The 23,256-nt window shown below is 65.8% G+C and carries 16 protein-coding genes and 2 pseudogenes; 10 read left to right on the forward strand and 8 right to left on the reverse strand.

The features are described from left to right. Positions 1-31 precede the first annotated feature (31 nt). On the reverse strand, positions 32-2,398 hold the full coding sequence (locus tag ACPDIT_RS11560) for a cation:proton antiporter (protein ID WP_423443633.1): 2,367 nt from the start codon (positions 2,396-2,398) through the stop codon (positions 32-34). Positions 2,399-2,511: 113 nt separating this feature from the next. On the opposite strand from ACPDIT_RS11560, the gene ispD reads away from it, so the two are divergent. Beyond that, positions 2,512-3,210, forward strand: a complete 699-nt coding sequence (gene ispD, locus ACPDIT_RS11565; RefSeq protein WP_423443635.1) for a 2-C-methyl-D-erythritol 4-phosphate cytidylyltransferase — start codon at positions 2,512-2,514, stop codon at positions 3,208-3,210. Positions 3,211-3,341: 131 nt separating this feature from the next. On the opposite strand, the gene murJ is transcribed toward ispD, so the two are convergent. From murJ to ACPDIT_RS11590, 5 genes and pseudogenes are all read right to left on the reverse strand, one after another. Further along, positions 3,342-4,925: a murein biosynthesis integral membrane protein MurJ gene (gene murJ, locus ACPDIT_RS11570; RefSeq protein ID WP_423443637.1), complete on the reverse strand. Its 1,584-nt coding sequence runs from the start codon at positions 4,923-4,925 to the stop codon at positions 3,342-3,344. Positions 4,926-5,360: 435 nt separating this feature from the next. Continuing rightward, entirely contained in the window at positions 5,361-6,716 is a 1,356-nt protein-coding gene (locus ACPDIT_RS11575; RefSeq protein WP_423443638.1) for a sugar isomerase, read from the reverse strand. A gap of 931 nt (positions 6,717-7,647) precedes the next feature. After that, entirely contained in the window at positions 7,648-8,292 is a 645-nt protein-coding gene (locus ACPDIT_RS11580; RefSeq protein ID WP_423443828.1) for a dihydroxy-acid dehydratase, read from the reverse strand. Between the two features lie 387 nt (positions 8,293-8,679). Further along, a pseudogene (locus ACPDIT_RS11585) lies at positions 8,680-9,912 on the reverse strand (dihydroxy-acid dehydratase); the annotation flags it as partial. Between the two features lie 305 nt (positions 9,913-10,217). Next, positions 10,218-11,825 (reverse strand): DUF4080 domain-containing protein, encoded by a 1,608-nt coding sequence (locus ACPDIT_RS11590; RefSeq protein WP_423443640.1) that lies wholly within the window; start codon positions 11,823-11,825, stop codon positions 10,218-10,220. 490 nt (positions 11,826-12,315) lie between these two features. Here ACPDIT_RS11590 and ACPDIT_RS11595 point away from each other — a divergent pair. The 5 genes and pseudogenes from ACPDIT_RS11595 to ACPDIT_RS11615 all read left to right on the forward strand — a co-directional run. Continuing rightward, a pseudogene (locus ACPDIT_RS11595) lies at positions 12,316-12,408 on the forward strand (hypothetical protein); the annotation flags it as partial. A gap of 387 nt (positions 12,409-12,795) precedes the next feature. Next, positions 12,796-13,410 (forward strand): hypothetical protein, encoded by a 615-nt coding sequence (locus ACPDIT_RS11600; RefSeq protein WP_423443642.1) that lies wholly within the window; start codon positions 12,796-12,798, stop codon positions 13,408-13,410. Continuing rightward, positions 13,407-13,646, forward strand: coding sequence for a hypothetical protein (locus tag ACPDIT_RS11605; RefSeq protein WP_423443643.1), 240 nt, complete (start codon positions 13,407-13,409; stop codon positions 13,644-13,646). The genes ACPDIT_RS11600 and ACPDIT_RS11605 overlap by 4 nt, the downstream gene beginning before the upstream one ends. 1 nt (position 13,647) lies before the next feature. Next, positions 13,648-14,169, forward strand: coding sequence for a phage virion morphogenesis protein (locus tag ACPDIT_RS11610; RefSeq protein ID WP_423443645.1), 522 nt, complete (start codon positions 13,648-13,650; stop codon positions 14,167-14,169). Positions 14,170-16,466: 2,297 nt separating this feature from the next. Continuing rightward, positions 16,467-18,263: a M2 family metallopeptidase gene (locus ACPDIT_RS11615; protein WP_423443647.1), complete on the forward strand. Its 1,797-nt coding sequence runs from the start codon at positions 16,467-16,469 to the stop codon at positions 18,261-18,263. 132 nt (positions 18,264-18,395) lie between these two features. Here ACPDIT_RS11615 and ACPDIT_RS11620 read toward each other — a convergent pair whose 3' ends face one another. Next, on the reverse strand, positions 18,396-19,100 hold the full coding sequence (locus ACPDIT_RS11620) for a FumA C-terminus/TtdB family hydratase beta subunit (protein ID WP_423443649.1): 705 nt from the start codon (positions 19,098-19,100) through the stop codon (positions 18,396-18,398). Between the two features lie 417 nt (positions 19,101-19,517). On the opposite strand from ACPDIT_RS11620, the gene ACPDIT_RS11625 reads away from it, so the two are divergent. From ACPDIT_RS11625 to ACPDIT_RS11640, 4 genes are all read left to right on the forward strand, one after another. After that, the gene (locus ACPDIT_RS11625) at positions 19,518-20,300 is read left to right on the forward strand and encodes an MBL fold metallo-hydrolase (RefSeq protein ID WP_423443650.1); all 783 of its coding nucleotides are present in this window, start codon (positions 19,518-19,520) and stop codon (positions 20,298-20,300) included. Beyond that, positions 20,297-20,593, forward strand: coding sequence for a DUF2835 domain-containing protein (locus tag ACPDIT_RS11630; RefSeq protein ID WP_423443651.1), 297 nt, complete (start codon positions 20,297-20,299; stop codon positions 20,591-20,593). Before ACPDIT_RS11625 ends, ACPDIT_RS11630 begins: the two co-directional genes overlap by 4 nt. A 9-nt stretch (positions 20,594-20,602) precedes the next feature. Then, positions 20,603-21,418: a TrmH family RNA methyltransferase gene (locus ACPDIT_RS11635; RefSeq protein WP_423443653.1), complete on the forward strand. Its 816-nt coding sequence runs from the start codon at positions 20,603-20,605 to the stop codon at positions 21,416-21,418. Between the two features lie 374 nt (positions 21,419-21,792). Beyond that, positions 21,793-22,374, forward strand: coding sequence for a GNAT family N-acetyltransferase (locus ACPDIT_RS11640; protein ID WP_423443655.1), 582 nt, complete (start codon positions 21,793-21,795; stop codon positions 22,372-22,374). A gap of 12 nt (positions 22,375-22,386) precedes the next feature. Here the strand turns inward: ACPDIT_RS11640 and ACPDIT_RS11645 are convergent, their stop codons facing one another. Continuing rightward, positions 22,387-23,223: a TIGR00282 family metallophosphoesterase gene (locus tag ACPDIT_RS11645; RefSeq protein ID WP_423443657.1), complete on the reverse strand. Its 837-nt coding sequence runs from the start codon at positions 23,221-23,223 to the stop codon at positions 22,387-22,389. Positions 23,224-23,256 lie beyond the last annotated feature (33 nt).

Below are 23,256 nucleotides of genomic sequence, written 5' to 3' on the forward strand. Positions count from 1 at the left end.
CAAACCACATACCGTCGGACCCGTTTCGCATTCACCCGGGGACGCCTCGATCTTCTCCGCCAGCCCGTCCAGCCGTGTCGGCTTCTTCCGAACGGCTCAAGGAGGCGGTAAACCGCTTGATCTGTTCATGCGTCCCCAGCACCAACAGTTCGTCCCCCGACTCGATGCGGTCCCAACCCGTCGGTGCCACTTTTTGCATCCCGGCCCTCCCAATCGCCGCCACCTGAATCCCAAACCGCCGAATCCAATCCAGCTCCCGCAACGTCCGTCCCGCCGCCGGACTTCCCTCCGGGACCACCACTGTTTCCAATGCGAGGTCGGGGAACGCGGCCGGACCCGCACCCGCACCAGCCAGCCGCAAATAATTGATGGCCCCCTCCAGCGCTTGCGGCGCCCCCAGGACCAGCAGTTTGTCGTGTGGATACAGGCAGGCCTCTCCCCCCGGATTCGTGATGGGCCATCCCTGCCTCTCGATGCCCACGATGGTACATCCGAAACGTTCCCGCAGCTTCAGCTCGGCCAAACTCCGACCCGCGTGCGCACTGTCACCCGGCAGTTCCACCTCCACCACATCCAAATCCCATTCGTCCGTGCCTGACAACCCGAGCGCCGAGCCCGCCGTGGTGCCGGTGCGCCCGCCGGGCCATTGCTGCCGCAGTTCCCATTCCAGACGCGATTGCCATCGAATCAGGCGCTTCCGAAGCACCACCGCCGCCACCAACAGGCCCGTCACCAGCACGCCCGCACTACCCGCCAGCGAGACTCCGGGCGGCAACAACAACGCCAGCCACTCCAGACCCGCCGCCGTGGCCACCACTCGCAGCGCACCCTCCAGCAACGGTTGCAATCGCTTCTGTCGCGGTGAGCCTCGCGTGGCCGCTTCCGCCAATACCATCACCACCACCCCCAAACTCCGCCACCACGCCAGCGCCAGCGGCAGGGCCAGGAGGCCCACCCCCAGACCGAATCCCCACAACCACACGCCCCCTTCTCCACCGGCAATCCCCTCCGCTCGCAACCAGCGCCACACGCGCGGCGCTGTCACCACCAGGGCCGACAACACCACCGTCCACAATCCCACTTGTCCCAACGGACGCCGCACCAGGCCCCACAGCAACCGCCCCTGTGGGGAACTCCGCAATCGGTCCAGCCAGCCCGCATAAAACAACAACCACTCCCGTGCCGGCTCCGGTGACCGCTCCGCCCCGAGTCGACTCCACCGCTCCGCCCTCCGTCCCAACCACGGCGCCGCCAGGCTCGTCAACAACGCCGCCCCCACCACCGCTGCGTAGAACTCCGACGGCATGATCCCGGCCGTCACCCCCACCTGCGCCAACACAAACGAGAACTCGCCCAGGGGTGTCAAAGTCAGTCCCGCCTGCAGTGCTTCGCGCACCCGAACCCCCGTGACCATCAACGCCACGGCACACGCCGCCGGTCGCAACACCCACGCCAGGCACGCCAGCCCCAACGTCCATGGCCACACCGCCCCCGCTTCGCGCACGTTCACCTGCATCCCGATCGCCACGAAAAACACCGCCCCGAAAATCTGCTGCAAGCCCGCAAACACCCGCTCCAAATCCCCCCGATACCTTGTTCCACCCACAATCATCCCGAACACAAACGCCCCCAGGGCCAGCGAGTAGCCCGCCCGTACCGCCGCCCAGGCCAGGCCCAGCAACAACCCGCCCACCACCAGCGTCCGCACTTCCGGCAACGTCTCCCGCGTCAACCACCCCAGCAGCCGCGGCACCACCAGCAACGTCAACAACACCACCAACACCACAAACGCCACCAACCCGCCCACAATCTCTCCCACCACCGGCGCCGGCCCGCCCAGATGCACCATCGAAGTCAGCACCGTCAGCATCACCACGGCGATCAGGTCCTCCAGCAACGTCATCCCCAATGCCAGCTGTCCGGGCCGCTCGTGCGTCTGTTGCGTCTCCTCCAGTACTCGGCTGATGATCGCCGAGCTCGAGACCATCAACGTCCCCGCCAGAAACAACGACTGCACCGGCGACCATCCCAACGCCCAGCCCAACAGCCGGCACACCTGCAACACCAGCAGTGCCGCCCCTGCCGCGGCCACCGCCACCGAAAGGCCCAACGCTTGGAAGCGACGCAAACTCAGGTTCAGTCCGATGGAAAACACCAGGAACACCAGCCCCAACTCGGCCAGCAGCTCCACCCGTGCCTGATCCCGCACCAGCGCAAACGGCGGCGTGTGCGGCCCGATCACCATGCCCGCCACCAAATATCCCACCACCGCCGAGAGCCGCAGCCGCACGCACACCCAGGCCGCCGCCCCGGCTACCAGCCACACCACCGCCAGGTCGCGAATCAATTCCACACCCGTCACGCCGCCATTCTGCCCGTTCCCGCGTCTCCGACGCACGGCCAATCCATGCCCGCCGCGCCAAGGTGCGCATACACCGGCCCACACCTTGGGAGCGCCATCCCGGGCGCTTTGCCCCTTGGCCAACCCGGACCACCTCTTACACTGCCCCCATGAACAGCGTCATTTTGGTGGCCGCCGGACGGAGCACCCGCATGGGGGGGCAGGGGGACAAGCTCTGGCTGTCCCTGGCCGGGCGCCCGGTCATCGCCCACGTCTGGGAACGCTTCGACCGCTGTCCCCTCGTGGACGAAATCGTCCTGGTCACACGCCCGGAAACCCAACCCCGATTCCTCCAACTGGCTCAAGAAATCCGCACCACCAAGCCTTTCCGATTCGCCCCGGGGGGCCCGCGCCGACAGGACTCCGTGTGGAACGGGCTCCAAGCCGTGGCCCCCGAGGCGGACCTTGTGGCCGTCCAGGACGCCGCCCGCCCGTGCACCCCTCCCGATCTCATCCGCGCCTGCTACGAAGCCGCCCGCCGCACCGGCGCCGCCGTCGCCGCCCAGCCCGTCACCGATACCATCAAAGAATCCCTCGACGGACGCTTCGTCACCCGCACCCTCGACCGCGCCCGACTCTGGGCCGTCCAAACCCCGCAGGCCTTCCAAACCTCCATCCTCCGCCGCGCCCTGCACGAGGCGCAGCGCCGTGGACTGGAAATCACCGACGACACCGCCGCCTGCGAGCTCATCGGTCAACCCGTGGAACTCGTCGTCCACCCCGCTCCCAACCCCAAACTGACCCGACCGGAAGATCTCCCCTTCCTGGAATGGCTCCTGCGTCAGACTGGTGTGGCCCCCAATCCCTGACGCTTCGCGCAAAAAGCCACCCCGGCAGAGCGTCTCGAACTTCCGGACATCCGATTCTGCATGGTCCGCGGGTTGTTCCCTCCGGATTCGCAGGGCTCCATGGCCCTCTCTGCTGCATGCTCTGCAGCGGGTCAGGTGACCCGGCGCTTCCGTCCCGGCCACCTCGACCGAACCAGCTCCCACAACTCCGTGGCCACCGGAATCCGCAGCAGCCACGCCAGCAGAGCGTACACCAACGTCCCGGCCGCGCCCGGTACAAACACCGCCGCCATTCGCAACCCCACGGTGTCGTGGCCCCATTTCACCCGCCATGCATGCCCCGCAGCCGCCGTCACGACGATGGTGATCGCCGCCATCAGCAACAGCCGCCCACCCAGCGGGCGCAACGATGCCCACTCGAGCCGACGCAGTTTCCTTCGCAACGCATACGCCAGCAGGGCACAGTTCAGGGCGGAGGTGATGGTGTTGGCCAGGCCGAACCCCGCCTGGCGCAGCGGATGCACCAGCCAGGCCGACAACGCCAGGTTGATCCCCAGACAGACCACGCTGATCCACATGGGCGTGCGTGTGTCGTCCAGCGCGTAGAACGCGCGCGCCAGGACGTTCACCAGCGAATAGGCCACCAAACTGGGCGCCAGAAACTGCAGCGCCCAGGCCGTGCGCAGGGTGGCGTCCGGACCGAACCGCCGTCCCTCGAACAACAAACGCACAATCGGCTCGGCCAGCACCACCAGCATCACGGCCGCCCACAAATTCACGGTCAACAGGTGTCCCACGCCGTGCCGCAGCGTTTGGCGAAACTCGCCGTAGTCCCTGGAGGCGGCCAATCCGGACAACGTGGGCAACAGATAGGTGGCTACCGAGATTCCAAACACGCCCTGCGGCAGTTCCATCAGCCGCACTGCGTAGTTATAGGGTGCAATCACGGGCGCCTGCGGGCTGTCCACCCACAAACCCAGCAACTGCACCATCACCACGTTCAGGTGAAAGGCCGCCACGCCGATGGTCCCCGGGATCATCCGCCGCACCACTTCGCGCACGGTTTCATCCCGCCACGGCGCCACCCATTCATACCGAAAACCCTCCCGGCGCAGGGAGGGCCATTGGAACGCGGCCTGGGCCAGTCCGGCCGCCAGGACCCCGTAAGCCAGTGCGTAGATCTGCTCGTGCAACTCGCGCCCCCAGAACGGGGCCACGGCCAGCACCGAGACGATCATCACCACGTTCAACATGGCGGCACCCATGGCCGGAATGAAGAAATAGCCGCGTGCATTGAGCATGCCCATGAACACCGCCGTCAGGCAGACCGGCAGCATGTAGGGAAACATGATTCGCAGCAGCGACAGCATGAGGCGAACGCGGCCCTCCCAGGGGCCCCATTCGAGCACGGCGGTCACACCCAGTACCACCAGGCCGATGATCACCGCGGCGGCCACGATCAGGCCGGAAATCACGGCGTTGGCGGCCCGCCACATGCCCGCCGTGTCCCCCCGTCGTTCCTTCTGCTTGAAAATGGGGATGAACGCCGCTGTCAGGGCGCCCTCGCCGAGGAGCCTTCGGAACAGGTTCGGCATGGTGAAGGCCACTTGAAAGGCGCCCGCCACCCATCCGTCGCCCATGAACCGGGCATAGACCATCTCGCGAACCATGCCGAGGATCCGGCTGGTCAGCGTGGCCAATGCCATGGCCCCGGAGGATTTCAGCAGTTGCGACATTGGCCGAGCAGTCTAGGCAGGCAAACCCCGGGGGCCAAAGTGGAAACTCGTCGGATGCCCCAAGAGCCGCGCATTTCAGGTCCCTGACAGCCCCGAACGCTCGGCGCAGTTCCGGGCATCCCCGGCACGAGAACAGTGGGAGAGCGACAATTCCCCGGGCTTCGGGAATCCGGGGCTCAGAAACTGACGTCCGCCGGTGCACAAAACATCCGCACGCGGCGGGCGGTCTTCGGATGCTCCAGAGGCGCGGGCCGGGTTGGTTGGCAGCATGGCCTCACTTGGGATACCCCTTCGGAGGGAGCGGCGACCGCCCCGCGTTCGCGAACGGCCACGACCTTCGCGGGCCCCCCGGCCAGGGCGACCGGCCTCCCCGCGGCGGCTGGTGGGTGGACATCTCTTGGTCCCCGCGAGTTGTGCCAGGACTTCCCGGGAAATTCAGGCGGACGAGGCGCTCAAATCGAGAAACTGCAGTCCCGCTTTGCGCAGCGCGTACCCGGATTCCCGCAGGAAATCGCCATAGCAAAGCATCCAGTGAAATCCCCGCATCTCTTCCAGCAACTTCCGCCAGTCGCCCTGGATGCGGACGTCGATCTGGGTGCGACAGATCTCGAAGAAGGGATTGGCCAGGATCGTACCGCGGAAGCCCAGCCAGCGTCGGGCATTGAAGTCCGGGCCGAGATGGGTGGTGGTCTGGCCCCGTTTCATCTCCACCTTGGGGGCCGCGCCGTAATCGGACTCGAAATGCGTCAGGATCCGAGCGGGCTCGAGGCGTTTGCCGTCCATGCGACGTGGCGCGGTGCAGTGCGCCAACGTAAGGAGGCCGTCGTGGGGCGTGGTGGGGTTGTGAAGAAAGGCGGGTTTGCCCGAGAGGTAATGCAGCAAAATCCCGGCGGGAATGACGACGAAGTCGGACTCGCAAAAGAGCAGGTAGCCCTCATCGTTGAGCAGCGTGAGCGTCAGGCAGGCCGTGGTTTGGGCGATACCCATGATGGGTCCCATGCAGTGATGGACGGTGAGGGCATCGGTCTCATGCTCGGCCATCAGGTCGAGAAACACCTCCTTCAGGACGAACGCCCGGGAAACAAACGCGGGGTCGGTTTCCAGTTTCACGCCGGCGCCGCTCAGATAGGTGCGCGCGGCCCGCTCGCAGGCGCTCATTCGCGCCGCGTCACGGAACGAGGACTTCAAGCGGGCTTCCAGGTCCGGATAGGAACAGTCGATGAGCTCCAGCTTCCACACTTCGCGAGCCAGGCGGGGGGCCTGGCGCCCGCCCTCGCCCCAGCCCCCGGGCCCCCCGATGCAGACCACCTTCTTGCGATACGTGTTGCGCAGGCCGTACAGCGCGCGCAGTCGCCACAGGAGCTCGTCATAGCGGTCCACGACCAAATCGTGAACGTCCATGCCCGGCTGACCGAACTCGTCCACGGTCTTTCGAAGGAATCGGGAGTGGACAATCTCGTACCACAGATAGGCAGGGCCGGGGTCGTGCCGCAGGAACATGAGATTGAACCGGTCCGGTCGCACGAGGGCTTCCAAAATATTCAGCCAGCCTCCGGCCCCGTAGATCAGCATGACGTCGGAATCGGCCCGGGCCACTTGGGCAGCGGCCTCGGCGGTTTTCACGGCCTGAACGGGCAGGAGGTGCAGAGGAAACTCCGCCCGGGCGGCCATGCGTTGCAATTCGCGGCTGATTCGGGCCTGTTCCTGTTGCGCAGCCTCGTCTGTGTGAATGCCTCCCCAGTTGCGCCAACTGGTGGCTTCCCGCCGCTGGGGAGTCTCGTACGTCAGCACAGGTTGGACGCGGAGAGGTTTGCGTTGGAGAGGCACACGGGAGCCGGAGAGCGGGGCGGGTGGTGCCGCGGCGGAGGGCAGTCCGCGGAGCACGAGGCCGGAGGCTGCGGCCAACCCCAGACCGCGCACGAACTGCCTCCGCGTCAGCGGCCAGGAAGCCGGCGCCAGAGAATCCCCCGCATCCTCAACAGACCCGCCCGGGCGAGCCGTTTCCCGAACTTTGGGGACCGAAACGCAGCAGGGACAGCCACCAAGGGAGGAGTTTTGGGCGTTCATGATTTGGCCAGAGATTGCGACTTCAGGGATCGAGCCGTCGCACCGAGGGCGGAACAACCCTTCGCGACGCGACATCCTCGTTCATCACATCGTCTTTTTCGTTCGGTCTCGATGGAAAGTCAACCGAATCGTTCCGGGCGCGGCCGCATGCGAGCAATCCCGCAGCCGGCTGGCTGCGGATCGGGGAGGCCGGTTCGTTTGGGGGAGCAGCGCGCAGCCTTCAACGCATGACCCGCCAAATGGTGGAAGCGGCCGGTCCTGGTCCGCGGGGTTGTTCTCAAAACCGGAAATGCCGCGGGACGTCCCCGGGACGCTGACCCGCCCCGAGCCGGAACCGGGCCGTCAGAATCCGTCGGCTCGGCCCTTCGAGCAGGATCCTCCCGCAGCACCAGCTGCCGCAGTGGATCCCTCCACGGGGATGCTTGAAGGACGGGACCCGAGCGGTGGGCCCAATCGCAGTTGCCCGCCCCTGCGGAGGCTGTGCCCACCCTCACTCGTCCCGTTTCATGAGGGATGAAGGGCCCCGCGGTCTCGGCCCCAAGGTGCGCCGGCGTACAGGCGAAACGGTGCCCCCAGCCGGGGCGAGCCCTCGGAGCTCATGGGCGAGCGCTTTAACCGGCTTCGATCCGATGCCCGCGGGAGAGGCGGGACGGAGTCAAAGCTGCAGAACGGCTCCCTGACTGGCGTTGGTGACGAATCGCTGGTAACGGGCCAGCCAGCCGGTCAGCGGGCGTTGCAGCGGGGTCCAGACCTTGCGTCGCTCGGCCAGTTCCGTTTCGGGCACGAGGATGTCCATCCGCCGGTTGCGGAAATCGATGCGGACCCGATCGCCGTTGCGCAAGAGGGCAATGGGACCGCCTTCGGCGGCCTCGGGGGAAACGTGACCGATGCAGGCGCCGGACGTGCCGCCACTGAAGCGGCCGTCGGTGATGAGGGCCACGGAATCGCCCAGGCCCATCCCCATGATGTAACTGGTGGGGGCGAGCATCTCCTGCATACCCGGACCGCCGCGGGGCCCCTCGTTGCGAATGATGACCACGTCCCCGGGCCGGACTTTGCCGCCGAGGATGCCCTCGCAAGCCTCTTCCTGGCTTTCGAAGATGACGCAAGGGCCTTCGAAGACGAAGTCCGGGCCGCATCGGGCTTTGAAGGCATCGCTGATGCCCGCGGTTTTGACGACACTGCCTTCCGGGGCCAATTGGCCGTAGAGGATGGCCAGGCCGCCGTCGGGCGAATAGGCGGTGGCCGGGGTACGAATGCAGTCGGCAGGGTCGAAGCGGAGGACCGGGTCGTGGGGCATCAAACCGGTGGGCCGCACCCTGGCGAGGATCGCGGCATCCGTGCTGAACTCGGCGCGCACCACGGTCCAGTTGCGGAAGCGGCGGAGGCGCAGGAGCGTGGATCGGACCCGTTCGCCGTTTTTCTCGTAGCGCCAAAAGAGGAGAACGGGTTGATGGCGCAGACTGGCCAGTTCCGCGCGCACCCAGCCGCGGGCCTCGCGGAGTTGTTGTTCCAGTCGGGGCCGGAGTTCGGCGGAGCCGTGGAGGGTCTGGCCATCGGGCCACAGCACCGTGGCCTTCGCGTCGAACAGGAGCAGCAGCGTTTCCACGTCGCCCGCGTTCCAGGCGGCGGCCCACCGCCACAACGTGATGGCCCGCGGGTCGGCTGGAAACGACAGCAAGGGTTTGGGAGCGAGGTTTCCGGAAGGAGTGCGCGCCGCGTGGCCGAGTTTGTCGCGGGGATCCACCACCGGGACGGCGGCACCGGAGACCCGGGCGGCCCTGGCCCATGGGCTGCACGTGGGCGCGCGCACGTCCCATTCGTCGATGTTTTCGCCCAGGGTCTTGCCGGTGACGGTCTTGCAGTGGAGGTGCAGCAGGCCGGCCCGTTTGAGTTCCCCGAGAATGGTGTGGATGCCCCCGGCCCGGTGGACATCCTGGATGTGGTAATCGGAGGAGGGCGAGACCTTGCACAGGCAGGGCACGCGCCGCGAGATGTCGTCGATGCGCCGCAGGTCGTAAGCGATGCCGGCTTCGCGGGCGATGGCCAGGGTGTGGAGGATGGTGTTGGTGGAGCCGCCCATGGCCACGTCGAGCGTGATGGCGTTGTCGAAGGCTTCGAGGGTCGCAATGTCCCGCGGTTTGAGGTCCCACTCGATGAGTTTGAGGATCTGGCGGGCGGCGCGTTCGTAGAGGGCCTCGCGTTCCTTGGAGACGGCGAGAATGGTCCCGTTGCCGGGAAGAGCCATGCCCAGGGCCTCGCACAGGCAGTTCATCGAGTTGGCGGTGAACATCCCGGAGCAGGATCCGCAGGTGGGGCAGGCGCTCTGTTCCAGTTGTCGCAGTTGCTCTTCCGAGAGTTGGCCGGTTTGAAACTGCCCGACCCCCTTGAAGACCGAGATCAGATCGGCCTTGGCAGCGGCCGGGCGGAGGTGGGCGGGCAATTCGCTGTCGGAAACGGGCTGTGCAATGCCCGCGGCCATGGGACCTCCACTGACGAAAATCGTGGGGATGTTGAGGCGCATGGCCGCCATGAGCATGCCGGGCACGATCTTGTCGCAGTTCGGAATGCAGATCATCCCGTCAAAGCAATGGGCCCGGACCATGGACTCCACGCAATCGGCGATCAGTTCGCGAGAGGGCAGGGAGTATTTCATCCCGCCGTGCCCCATGGCGATTCCGTCATCCACGCCGATGGTGTTGAAAACGAAGGGGACGCCCCCGGCAGCCCGGACCAGTCGTTTCATGAGTTGACCGATCTCGTTCAGATGGGCGTGCCCGGGGATGCAGTCGGTGTAGGAATTGCAGATCGCGATGAAGGGCTTGTCGAAGTCCTCCTCCGATTCGATGGTCCCGGTGGCGCGCAACAGCGCGCGGTGCGGGGCCCGTTCCAGTCCGCGTTTGATGATGTCCGATCGCATGGTCCGGTGGATTGCGGCGCTTCCGTCTGTGCTTTTCGAAACGCAACCTGTGCGGTCCAAGCTACGGGGATTCGATCGGGTTGTCACGCGTGGGGCGAACCTGCCTCGCGCGTTTCGGGCAGCCGGCGCTCCGTGAAGTGCACGGGGTCAGACAGCGCATGACTTTGCCGGAAGCAATCCGGCATGGAGACCAGGGCGGGATCGGCCAACGGGGCAAACGCGCGGGGTGGGGGATACACCTTGCCCGAGATGAAACGGGGCGGACGCCGGGCAGAGCAATCCGGCCGGTTGCACCGCCGATGCGTTCAGTTTCCTGCCTCAGCTGCGGGGGCGGGGTCCGGGAGCGGGTCCGGCCCGGCGGGTCTCTGTTCGGCGGGGGCAGCTTGGGCGCGGTGTCGAGCCTGGCGACGCAGGAGCGCCGAGGCGGAAGCAGCGCCGGGGTGGGTCGGGTGCGTGGAGGGAAGCAGGCGTCGAATGTGTCCGGGCAGGTCCCGGTGTCCGGCGCGTGCATAGTCCCGCGCCAGGCAGGCGGCGACCTCTTCGGGCGGCTGGCCGAGCACGGTCGTGAGGTATTCGAACAACCAACTGGTCAGCCGGGGCAGAGCGATGGCGTCGGTACGGCCGGCCCTTTGATAGAGCCAGTCGCTCCAGGCCAGGAAACTGTAGAACGGGGATCTGCCCGGGTGCCAGAGACGGGGCGCGGTTTCGGTGAAATGACCGCTGTTGGCCACCAGATCCCAGTAGCGCGCAAAACGGCGCAGCCGTTGCATCGTGGCGAAGTCGATGAGGCGGTTCTCCAGGATTTCGTAGGGCGGATGGGGATTGTACACCATGCCCCACTCGGCGTCGTGCCGGCTGATGGGCGTGCCGCGTAGGCGCTTGAGGATGCCGAACTGGATTTCATGGGGCTGCAGGGCCACCAGACGATCGAACCCGGCCGCAAAACTTTCGAGGGATTCGCCGGGTAGACCGGCAATGAGATCGGCGTGGATGTGCACGCCGGTCTGCTGGCGCAGCCAGGCGAGGTTCTCTTCCAACCGCGCGTAATTCTGCCGGCGCGAGATGCGGGCCGCCACTTCGGGGTTGAAGGTCTGGATCCCGACTTCGAATTGGAGGCTGCCGGGGGGAAACTGCTGGATGACCTCGCGCAGTTCCCGCGGCAGCCGGTCGGGGACCATCTCAAAATGATAAAACTGGCCCTCGCGATGGCGGCGCAAAAGGAATTCGAGAATGGCCCGGGCGGTGGCGATGTGGAGATTGAACGTCCGGTCCACGAATTTGAAATGGCGCGCGCCGCGATCCAGCAGGCGTTGCAGAGCGGCCAGAAACGGTTCGAGGGGGAAAGTGCGGACCGGGATGTCGAGCGACGAAAGGCAGAACTCGCACGAGAACGGACAGCCGCGGGAGGCCTCCACATACAGCACCCGGTGGGCGATGTCCTCATCCGTGTACCAGTCGTAAGGGAGGTCCACTTGACGGAGGTCCGGCAGCGGCGCTTGGACGATGCGGTGGACCGGCATGCGCCCCTGGAGCAGTTGACGCGCAATCTGGGGAAACGCCAGGTCGGCTTCGCCGCAAATGACGCAGTCGGCCAGGTGGGCGATCGGCTGTTGCTCGGTTTCGTAACTGACCTCGGGCCCGCCCAGCACCACTTTGATCTCCGGGCGCAGGCACTTCAACAGCCGTACCACTTCGGCCGTGGGACCCGCGTTCCAAATATACACACCCAGGCCCACCACGCGCGGGCCGGCTTGCAAAATGGCCTCCACCACGTCCACGGGGCGACGGTTCAGGTCGAACTCCATGAGCCGGGCGTGCGGCTGCAGGTCGCCCAGGTTGGCCATCAGATAGCGCAAACCGAACGCGCTATGGATGTACTTGGCATTGAGCGTGGCCAGAACGATGTCTGCCATGGGGTGCCAACTTAGCCCAACGTGGCGGGGCTTGTTCCTTGAAGAAATGACTTTTTCAACCGCCTGCTCCAGGGAACCGTCCAGGATCTGACTGTACGGCGCTTCACCGCACCGGCCACCCGTCCGCATCCGCAACAAAGAACCAAACGCCAGAATGGAGCGCCGAGACGCCGTCGCACCCCGGGCCACCGATCTTTGCTGCATTGTTTCCAGCGAGGTTGCATCGTCGGCGACGAAGGCGTTCCGAAACGACACGGCTCTCGAGGTCTTAACCGCAACGCCACAAGGTCATGCTGCTCATCTTTAAACCCGACAGCTCCGAATCGCAAGCTGCTTCCCCTCGGACTCCAGACCCCCCCGAATCCGTCGCGAGCCGGGGAAACGGCGGACAGATGGGTGAAGTTTTTGGCGCGGGTTCTTTTGCGGGACCAGGGGCAGGGCGGGGCAGGCCGGTGACCAGCAAGCGCCCCCCGAATCGAGGGACGACCGCGTCCGTGACACCCACCGCGCCCTCAACGGCCTCATCCTCCCCAAAACCGACCCCTTCTGGCGCGACCATTACCCCCCTTGGGAATGGGGCTGCCGCTGCCGCGTCCGCCCCGTTACCGACACCGAAGCCGAAATCATCCGCGTCCGCGAAGCCAACCTGCCCCCCGAGAACCAAAGCACCATCGAAGGCCCACGCCTCCAGCGCCTCCGCACCGGTCACCTCGAACGCGATGGACGCACTTGGACCATCGCCAAAGCCCCCGGCCGCCCCATCGATGACTTCGCCTGGTCCCCGGCAGACCTGCGCATCACCGCCCAGGACATCGAAGCCCGCATCCCGCCGGAAGACCTGCCCGCCTGGCGCAACTTCACCCGCTCCATCGCGGTTGGAGCCAAAACCCTCGAGAAATGGCTCGAAGAGCCTGTTCTCCCCTGGCACACCCGCCGCGCTGGCGCCGCCATCGACACAGTCGCCGCCTCCATGCGCCGCCTCGGCTTCGCTGACAAACGCATCACCAATTACGCCGAAACTGCCGCCACCCTCGGCGTCGCCCCCATGGTCCGCACATCCAAAAACCGGGCCTTCTACCAATCAGCCACGAAGTCCGTCCACATCGCGAAGAATCCGAACGACTGGTACGGGGCCCGACAAACCATCGCCCACGAACTCGGCCATGCCTGGCTCGACCAATACGCCTCCCCAAACCCCGATGCCTGGCGCGAAATTCGTGAAGCGATGAAGCAGGACTGGGCCCGCTGGCAATCGTGGCTCGATCGCCTCATCCCGGGATGGCGCAATATTGGGCGATCCAATCTCCATGAGGCCTTCGCACAGCACATCTACCAAACCAGCTTCCACGCGCTCCCCATGCCCGCCAGAAAACGCGTCAGCCGCATCCTCGACTACATCGCCGCCATAACCCGCGGCCGCTATGGCGCGGGTCATCCCAAATCCTATTGGGCCAACCCGACTTTCCCCGAGCACGAAGCGATCGCCCACGCCACTGAAGCCTATGTGTCAGGCGACACCTGGTGGTTGCAGATCAGCAGCGCTGTGGCAGAATGGTTTTATCAACGCACCGGCCTCACGCCATGAACCAGGAAACCTGGGACTACATCCTAAAAATCGACCAAAAAGCCTGGAATGCAGGCATCGACCTGGACGTCGCCGTCAACCCTCCTAACCTGACAAACGAGAAACTCCTGCCGTTCTGGCAGGAGCTCGACCGCCTCCTCGATGCCGGCGCCAAACCTACTCCCGAGCAAATCCGCCAAATGGTCCAAAAAACGCTCGGCGACGACTTCTACGATTGGGAAGGCGTGATCCCCTGACATGGAACTGCAACTCGCCGTCAGCCACGCCCTCCTCCGCACCTTGTCCGGCCAGAACCTCACGCTGGCCGCCAACGCCGCAGCCCACGCCGCCGCCAACGCCATTCTCAGCCTCACCCAGGCCACCCACAACCCCTCCATCGGCGCACGGTTCCGCCCTAGACCCTGGCCCCCCAAACGCGACGGCTCCCCCTCTCTCCTCATCCGCACCGGCCGCATGGCTCATAGCTACCGCGTCGATGCCTGGATGGGCGGCGCAGCCATCACCACCGATGCCCCCTACGCCGCCATCCACCAAACCGGAGGCACCGTCCCACCCCACACCGTTCCCGCTACCACCTACCTCACCCGCCGCGGCACCACCGTCCACCGCCGCTCCTACCACCACCCCGGCGCAACCATCCCCGCGCGCCCATTCCTCCCCATCCAGCCCTCCGGCACCGGATGGACCCTGACCCCGGTCGCCCGCCCCATCGTCCTCCAACACATCGAAACCGCCCTCCGCACACTGCTGGGCACTTGAGTGAAGCCCAACCCCGCCCCCGGACTCGGGTTCGACCGAACCGCCGCCCCGCCGCCAATGCGCCGCCACTGCACCGCCGCTGCTCCACCACAACACCCCCACACCGCTCCACCATCAAACCGAACCCGCCAAAGTGTCGGCGGCCTTTGCACATCCAGCCCACTTACACCGAGTGGCTAGCAGACATCATGTCACATGCCACACACGCCTTCATCCAGGGCACCAAACCCCAACCGCCCATCCCGCATTCTACCAGGCCAAAGGCTATTAGCCGGCCTGAATCAGCCGCAGGTGATCAGAGAATCAACGACAAGTGTTTAGTTGTTTTTGATTCTCTGAACACCCTTCAGTCCTTGATGTTCAACATCTTCACCCCTCCTCCAGCCTCTTCCAAAATCTAAAACAGCTCACCGAGGCCGGAGCTTGTCGCCAACGGCTCTCACGGCACCCATCGCTGTGAGCCCGTAGTGGAGACGCTGTGTCAGCCGTTTGGGTTGTGGGAGAGAACGATCGGCAGATTCCCGGGCTGGCTCCATGCCGACGCATGATGCCGCACCGCCGCGTTGCCGATGGCGCAACGGCTTTCCCAGGGTGCGGCAGAATTCCGTTTGCCCACAAAAAACCACGCGAAGTTCCGCGAACAATGGAGGGCCATTCTCCTGGAACACTGCTTTCTCAACACCCTGTCGGAGTTTCAGTTCGGGCGGCGCTTCGCCGCCTGATGCCCCACGGCTCCATGAAGAGCCGCGGGCCGGGAAACCGGCGCGCGCGCGTGTCCGCGTTCGGCGGTCCGATCCCGGTGGGCAAAGGGTCGCGCGATCGGACCTGCATCATCCCTCTTTCCGCCGGCCCGCGTGCCCGGGGGTTCGATGCAGTCGCGGCGGCGGCGTCCTGTGTGTTGGTTGTGCCGAGGGTATACCTCCTGCCCGAGGACGGTCCGGGCTGGCAGCTCAAGTCCCGGTTGCGGCCGGTGCTGGGAAGGTCGAGTAGCTGCGGATCGGGCGGGGGCTGACCGGCTGCGGAACGGTCTGGAAGCTCGGGCCTGGTGTCCGAGTCTCGGGATGGCGTGGTTGTGTATGGCGAAAGTCTGGCCGGAGAGTTTTCCGCGCTCGGTTTTTGAGCCTGATCCGCTCTCGAACCGCGGCCTTGGGGGCCCTTTTACGAGAGGCACTTCGTTGGGCCGCCTTTCCAAACCGCCATCAGGAACCGTGCCGGCTCGCTCGCCAACGCTTCGAGTGACGACGGCGCGTGCTACGAGTTTGCATTCCGCCTCGAACCTGAACCGCAATAACTCGCGCATGAAAACACCCATCGATCACCCTTTGCGGCCGTTCGTGCGCGGGTACGCGGCTGCGCTGGCGGTGTTGGGGCGTTCGGCATCCGCCGCCTTCGGCCCAAGGGTCGCTCTCTCTGCTGGGGCCCCGGACTCGGAATGGAAGCTTCGAAGATGGAAGCCTATCACCCTGGGCGAGCGAGGCTGACCACCATGAGCCTTTCAGGACGGGTCTTCCTGGCCACGAGGGATGGTTTGTCGCACCTGGCAGCATGGCAGGCACCGGCCCGGTTCTCCGGTCGGACATGTTTCCGGACATTCCCGCAGCGCCTGCCAACGGGCTGACGTGCATTGTAACGTTCGATGCAAGAAACGGGTCTCCGGGCTTTGAAGGGGTGAGCCTTGGCTTTGACGCGGAGAACAGCGATGGATCACTTGCGTTCTTTGCCGACCAGGTGTTCCAACCGTTGGCCCTTGCATGGCGATCGTTCCGGATGGCGTTTCACACGCTGCCGGGTTGGAACGGAGGAGATGGAATTCGGTTGTCGCTTAATTTGGTAGGCCGGGGCGCGGCCATTGGGAAGACGCACACCGGGTTTCTGGATCACGTCGTGCTTGGGCAAATCTCAAAGCCATCGGCACTGGGCATGGGCTGGGGCGGCGGGACGCTGTGGCGGGAGGCGGGGGCTGGCGGTGCAATGGGTTGGTGCGGTCCAACGCGCAGTGCGCAGGGCCGAATCGCGAGGTTCAACTGGGAGGCAATAAATCGGGCAGCCTGCGGCGCCGGGGGCGTCGGTGTCCGTAGGCCCCGGGTCGCTTGCCGTGGCGGGGTGCATTTCCGTTTTGAGGCCCCCGGATTCAAGAGTCCCAGGGCAAAGCTGCGTTCCCTCGGCTTCCCCGGGGGCGAGGACACCCGAAATGGCGCCGGGCTCTCGAAGTGTCCAAACCCTGAAAGGCGCCCGGGCGGCGCGGGAAGCCATTTCAAATTTGTCCCGGGCCGCAGTTGGGCCTAGGCTGAGGGCCCATGAAAGCGACGGTCTGGTGGACCGGAGTTTGGGTGTGGGGTATCGCAATGGTCGGACACGGGATGGCGGAAGAGAGCCCGGCGGCACGAGCGCAGTCGTTCCTGGCGTTCTACAACGCGACCTATCAGCGTTTGTACCAGGTGGCTCAAGAGGCGCAATGGCTGGCCGCCACCGATGTGCGGCCCGAGCATACGGGGCGGCGCATCGGAGCCGATGCAGCCCTGGCGGCCTTTGTAGGCAGTCCCTGGGTGATCGAGCAATGCCGCGCGCTCGAGTCGGCATCGGGTGCGCAGGATGAACTGACCCGGCGGCAACTCCGGGTGATCGCCTTGATGGCGGCCGAGGTTCCCGGCACGCAGCCCGACCTTGTGCGGGAACGCGTGGCGGCCGAAGCCCGCCAGAGCGCCATCCTGGACGGGTTCGAGTTTCGCTGGACTCCGCCCGGGAGCACGTCCCCGCAACGATTGACAGCCAATCAGATCGACGACCTTCTGTTGACGAGTACCAACCTGGCCGAGCGCCGGGCGGTCTGGGAAGCGTCCAAGCAGTCCGGCGTGGCTTTGAAAGAGGGCCTGTTGCAGTTGCGGGACCTGCGCAACCGGCTGGCCCGCGAGATGGGATACAGTTCGTACTATGCCCTGCGGGCGGCCCATTTTGGACTGACAGTTCCGGAATTACGCGCCCTCCTCGAACGGTTGGTGGCGGAGACCCGGCCCCTGTACGAGCAGTTGCACGCCTGGGCGCGGCGTCGACTGGCGCAGCGCTACGGCCAGCCGGTCCCCCGGTTGATCCCCGCGCACTGGCTGCCCAACCGGTGGGGTCAGGAATGGCCCGGATTGGTGGAAGGTCTCGATCTGGACCCGATGTTTCGGGATCGATCCGCCGAGTGGATCGTGCGGCAGGCGGTGGCCTACGGAGAATCCCTGGGCCTCCCACGGGTGCCGGACACGTTTTGGACGCGATCGGATCTGTACGATCTGCCCCCGGAAAGCCCGCGCAAGAAGAACACCCACGCGTCCGCATGGGACATGGATTTGAACGGCGACGTCCGGTCGCTCATGAACGTGAAACCGAGTTTCGGGTGGTTTGCCACGGCCCATCATGAGATGGGGCATGTGTTCTATTTCCTGGCTTATCACCGACCGGAGGTGCCGTATGTGCTGCGACGGGGCGCCAGTCCCGCCATGCACGAGGCCATGGCCGAGACGCTGGCCACGCCCACGGTGCAGCCGCCCTACCTGAAGCGTTTGGGCCTCTGGCCGGACGGGGTCGCGGCCGACGACCTGCGCTGGTTGCTGAACGCGGCGCTGGACCAAGTGGTGTTCATTCCGTGGGCTGCAGGGGTTATGGCCTCGTGGGAACACGATTTTTACGAGGAGAATCTTCCCGCCGACGAACTGAATCGGCGCTGGTGGATGTACGTGGAGCGTTATCAGGGCATCGCCCCGCCGGAACCCCGCGGGGAGGAATTCTGCGACCCGGCCACCAAGACGCACATCAACGATGACCCGGCCGAGTATTACAAATACGCCCTGGCCTTTTTGACGAAGTACCAGTTTCACCTGTACCTGGCCCGGCAGCTGGGACAGGACCCTCGACAGAGCGACTTTTACGGCAGACGCGAGGTCGGCGCCTTTCTGATGCGCATCATGCAGGCGGGGGCGACACGGGACTGGCGGTCATTAATCCGCGACGCCACGGGCGAGGATCTGAGCGCGCGGCCCATGCTCGAATATTACGCCCCGCTGTTCGAGTACTTGCGGCGGGAAAACGAGGGGCAGCCGGTGGGCTGGTGAGCCCCGGCCATCATGCTTCCTCGAAGGACGCTCCGGCTGCGGCATGCCGGCCCCGGGGCTGCCGACCCTCGAAGGCGCCGACCGAAGTCGGTGCTGGTCCCGGTGGGGCCGATCGCTGCCCCGGTTCGGCGCTTACAGCCGTTTGAGCAGCTCGGCCCGGCTCCGCTCGAAGATCTCCTCGTGCAGTGACTTGCCATGGGCGTCCATGGTCACCACCGCAGGGAAATCTTCGACCTCCAGCTCCCAGATGGCTTCCGGGGCACCGAACTCTTCGAGGAAATAGACGTTGCGCACCCGTTTGACGCGTTCCGCCAGCACTTGCGCGGCCCCGCCCACCGCATGGAGATACACCGCGCCGCATTCCTTGCAGGCGGCCAGCGTGCGGGCGCCCATGCCGCCCTTGCCGATGACGGCACGGATTCCGTACTTGCGGATGATCTCCGCCTGGTAGGGCTCTTCCCGGGCCGAGGTGGTGGGTCCGGCCGCGGCACACCGCCAGGACCCGTCCGGTTCCCGCAGCATCACCGGGCCGCAATGGTAAAGAACGCCATCCCGCAGTTGGACGCCCGGCGGCAGGGCGCCCCCTTCATGGAGGTATTTGTGGACGGCGTCGCGTCCGGTAAACACGATGCCACTGAGGCTCACTTCGTCGCCCACGTGCAGGCTCCGAATTTGTGCCTCGGTCAACGGTGTGTGCAGTGCGATCATCGCTGGTTTGCCTTTTTTGCACGGCTGGTGTCGGCAACGTTTCGCCCGGGTTTCCGATTCGCGCAAGCCCCCGCACCCGACACTTGCGGAGCGTCGTCTCTCCGCCGGGGCATACCGGTCGAGGTCCATGGTTACGACCCCTGCGGCTCCGCGTAAAGGCTGGAAACGTACCGGGCCCTTGCGGGGATCCGCCCGCGCACGTGGGCCTGCTCCCAGCGCGACGGTCCTGATACAGCCTCGCCCCTGGGGTCAGAGGGAAAGGATCCAACGCAGCCAACCCGGCGCTGGTGGGGAGCCCGAGGGACGAATCTCGAATGGCTTCGGAGGCGATCTGCCGGTTCGCCGAGCGGCCCCGGGGGGGCCGCGTTGACCCGGCCAAGTCCGGTAACCATCGCGTTCCCACCCGGGGATTCTGGTTTCCGCGATACCGGGTGGGCCGTTATTCCTGGCGTGAAGCTCCCGAGGCGGAGCAAGCCAGGCTCGGCCGATCCTGCCTACACAAAAACGGGTTGCCCTCGGACGAACCCGGCCCCTACCGTCGAAGGCGTGGCTGTACAGCTGACGATTCTGGGGAGTGGTTCGGGTGGCAACTGCGCCTACGTGGAGACAGACCAAACGCGGCTGTTGATCGATGCGGGATTCAGCCCGCGCCAGATCCGGCTGCGACTGGCGCGGATTGGGCGCGTGCCGGAAAACGTGCATGGGATCCTGCTGACCCACGAACACACCGATCATATCGCCGGTTTGGCCGGACTGGCCGGAAAGTTGGGTCTGCCGGTCTACTGCAACCGGGCCACGGCGGAGGAGGTGCAGCGGTATCACCAGATGGCGTTCGACTGCCGATTGTTCACCACAGGGGCAACCTTCGAGATCGGAGACGTGGTGGTGGAGACGTTCAGTCTTCCCCACGACGCGCAGGATCCGGTGGGGTTCGTGCTGCACACGCCCGCCGGGCGGATTGCGTTTGCGACGGACCTGGGCCATTTCACGCGTCTGGTGGCGGAGCGGGTGCGGCGGTCGCGGGTGCTGGTGCTGGAGACCAATCACGACGTGCGACTGTTGCAGGAATGCCCGCACCGGCCCTGGAGCTTGAAACAACGGATCCTGAGTCGGCACGGACATCTGTCGAATGAAGCGGCGGCGGAGGGTTTCGAACAGGTGGTGACCGAGGACTTGCAGCATTTGTATCTGGCGCACCTGAGCCGGGACTGCAACCGACCCGAACTGGCGCTGGCCGCGCTGCAGGAACGCATTGACCGCGTGGGGGCAAGGCATGTGCAGGTGGTGGTCACCTCGCAGGATGAACCCTCGCCTCCCTTGAGGTTGTGAACCGGCTGAGGGACCCCTGCAGTTTCCGGGCCGACATGCCGCGATTCGAGTTCGATCTGGAGCTGACGCCGGAACAGTTCCTGGAATATTACCGGGGTCATGTCCGAACGGTTCGGGCGCGGGCCACCAACGGATTGGTGGTGGAGTTCCCCGCCGCCCTGTTGCAGCGCTTCCTGACCCCGGAGGGCATCCGCGGCCGCTTCGTCCTCACCTGCGACGAACAATTCCGGCATCCCCGAATGGAGCGGGTACCGCCGGGGCCGGAGGCGCGCGCGCCCGGACCCTCTGGTTGAAGCAAACCCATGTACACCGTGGAACCCATCACGGACTTCGAACGGCCCGAGCTGCGACCGTATCGGACGCTGCGCTGGGACGCCACGCACCGGGCACTCAACCTTTTCGTGGCCGAGGGAGAGAAGGTCGTACGCCGTCTCCTGGAGACCGACTTCGAGATCCTTTCCATGCTCATGCCGCCGAAATGGCTCAAGGTGCTTGCACCCAAACTTGAAGCCCGCCCGGAAACGATTCGCGTGTTTGTCGCGGAAAAGCCGCTCCTGGAGACCCTCACCGGATTCACCATGTATCAGGGATTGCTGGCGGTGGCACGCATCCCGCCCCCCAAACCGCTGGAGGAACTGGTGGCGGCCAGCGCCCGGCCGCGCTTGTGGGTGGCCCTGGAGGGATTGTCCAATGCGGAGAATGTGGGGGTGGCGGTCCGCAACAGTGCGGCGTTCGGCGTGCAGGCAATCGTGGTGGGCGAAACCTGCAGCAGCCCTTGGTTGCGACGCGCGGTGCGAACCTCCATGGGCACGATCTTTCGCATGCCCGTGGTGGAGTCGGTACGCCTGACGCACACCCTCCGGGAACTGCAGGCCCACGGGATCCGCTGCGTGGCGGCGCATCCGCGCCCGGAAGCCAGGCGACTTTCGCAGGCGGACTTGCGCGGCGACTGTTGTCTGGTCTTCGGGAGCGAGGGCAGCGGATTGTCCGAGGCGGTCGTGGCGGTGTGCGACGAGGCGGTGGCGATCCCGATGGCCGGCGATGTCGATTCCCTCAACGTGGGCAGCGCCACGGCCGTGTTCCTCTACGAGGCCTGCCGTCAGCGGGGCCGGGTCTGAAACCGGGTCGGCGTGCCGGTCGGCGCCGGGGCTGGTGACCCGGGCGGGCAAGCCGGCAATTCCGGGGCACCGGGGTGACCGCGTGGTCCCCTGCGCGGCGTCGAACGCCCGAGGCGCGGCCCTATTTTTTGGATCCCGCGGTTTCGTTCTTCGGCGGAGACGCTTTCGGGGTGCTGCATGGATGGGCCGCGTTTCTGCGGTCAGGGGTGGCGAAGCGGCGATGTCGATCGGGGCGACGCATCCGCCGGCCGGGCTGCCTCCGCGCTGGGCCTCGACCGGGCGCGAGCGCAGGAAACCTGGCAAAAGGCACCCGGATCATTGATGAACAAACCTGTTTGACATATATACAATGTTGAGCTAGTCGAATGATAGATATGTGCCTGGAATTCGCTGTGGCCAAGTATCCCGTGACGCTGCGTCTCCGCGACGGCAAGGAATGCACGGTTCGTTTGTTGGAGCCCGGGGATGCCGCGCGTCTTCACGAGTTCCTCCTGGCGGTGCCGGAAGAGGAACGGCTGTTCATCAAACCGCGGGTCACCAGTCGGCTTGTCCGACAGTGGTGTCGGCAGTCCAGACCGGAGGAGAATCTCACCCTGGTCATGGTGCATGAGGACCGCATCATCGGGGAGGCCACGCTGCACCAGCGGCCGGGCGGGTGGAAACGGCACATCGGAAAGGTGACCGTTCTCACCCATCCGCAGTATCGCGGGCTGGACGTGGCCAAATTGCTGGTCAAGGAGCTGCTGGAGATCGCTCCGCACTGCGGTCTGGAGCGACTGGAAGCGGAGCTGAACGGGGAGCGGACGGTGGCCATTCGGGCGTTGATGCAGCTGGGCTTCGAGCAACTGGCGCGCATACCGGGCTATCTGCGCGACATGCGGTTCCGGCCGCATGACTATGTGCTGTTGGGCGTCCGGCTGGTCACCGACGAGGAATATGCCGCGGCCCTGGGCTGAGCGCCGCGCCTTTTATTCGCCGGCGGTTGGAAGCGAGTCGGGCGGCGAAGCGGGGGCCGCCGGTGTCTCGGGCATGGGCACGGCGACGCGCTGGATGGCCAGGGCCCGGCCCGAGGCCGGATCGATGTCGATCCAGACGCCCAGGAGCATGATGCGATCACGGGCCACTTCGAAGCGCTGCGGGCACTGGGTCAAGAAACGGCGGATGACCGGGGCGATCTCGCGGCCCAGCACGCTGGCCTGCGGTCCGGTGAATCCGGCATCGGTCAAATAGGCGGTGCCCCCGGGGAAGATCTGCTCGTCGGCGGTGGGCACGTGGGTGTGGGTCCCGATGACGGCGCTGACGCGGCCGTCCAGCATTCGGGCGAAGGCGATTTTCTCCGAGGTGGCCTCTGCGTGGAAGTCCACGAGGATCACGGGGGTTTCCCGACGAAGCCGGTCCACCTCCGGGGGCACCACGAGGAAGGGGTTTTCCAGGGCGGGCATGAAGGTGCGACCCTGGGCATTGACCACGGCCAACGGGGCGCAACCCTCTTTGTGGACGAGGCAGCTGCCCCGGCCCGGCACGCCGGGGGGATAGTTGAGGGGACGCAGCACTCGCGGGTTCTCCTCGAGCAGTTTGTCGGTTTCCTTTTGATCCCAGACGTGGTCCCCGGTGGTGATGACGTCCACACCGGCCTCGAAGAGTTCGGCTGCGGTTTTGGCGGTGATCCCGGCGCCGCCGGCACTGTTTTCCCCGTTGGCGACCACGTAGGCCAGCGCCAGTTCAGCCCGCAGGCGGGGAAGCACGGCCTGCACGACCTGGCGACCCGGCCGGCCCACAACATCTCCGATGAACAGAACTCGCACGCGTCCAGCCTAGCGGCAGGACGAACGGCGGCA

Origin of the sequence: Limisphaera sp. VF-2 (assembly GCF_049537125.1) — a bacterium.
Taxonomy (GTDB): Bacteria; Verrucomicrobiota; Verrucomicrobiia; order Limisphaerales; family Limisphaeraceae; genus Limisphaera.

Coding starts and splice junctions, on each gene's coding strand:
- ACPDIT_RS11605 (WP_423443643.1), top strand. CDS start 13,407: ATGAACCAGGAAACCTGGGACTACATCCTAAAAATCGACCAAAAAGCC.
- ACPDIT_RS11635 (WP_423443653.1), top strand. CDS start 20,603: ATGTACACCGTGGAACCCATCACGGACTTCGAACGGCCCGAGCTGCGA.
- murJ (WP_423443637.1), bottom strand. CDS start 4,925: ATGTCGCAACTGCTGAAATCCTCCGGGGCCATGGCATTGGCCACGCTG.
- ispD (WP_423443635.1), top strand. CDS start 2,512: ATGAACAGCGTCATTTTGGTGGCCGCCGGACGGAGCACCCGCATGGGG.
- ACPDIT_RS11615 (WP_423443647.1), top strand. CDS start 16,467: ATGAAAGCGACGGTCTGGTGGACCGGAGTTTGGGTGTGGGGTATCGCA.
- ACPDIT_RS11580 (WP_423443828.1), bottom strand. CDS start 8,292: ATGCCCCACGACCCGGTCCTCCGCTTCGACCCTGCCGACTGCATTCGT.
- ACPDIT_RS11610 (WP_423443645.1), top strand. CDS start 13,648: ATGGAACTGCAACTCGCCGTCAGCCACGCCCTCCTCCGCACCTTGTCC.
- ACPDIT_RS11600 (WP_423443642.1), top strand. CDS start 12,796: ATGCGCCGCCTCGGCTTCGCTGACAAACGCATCACCAATTACGCCGAA.
- ACPDIT_RS11620 (WP_423443649.1), bottom strand. CDS start 19,100: ATGGACCTCGACCGGTATGCCCCGGCGGAGAGACGACGCTCCGCAAGT.
- ACPDIT_RS11590 (WP_423443640.1), bottom strand. CDS start 11,825: ATGGCAGACATCGTTCTGGCCACGCTCAATGCCAAGTACATCCATAGC.
- ACPDIT_RS11640 (WP_423443655.1), top strand. CDS start 21,793: ATGTGCCTGGAATTCGCTGTGGCCAAGTATCCCGTGACGCTGCGTCTC.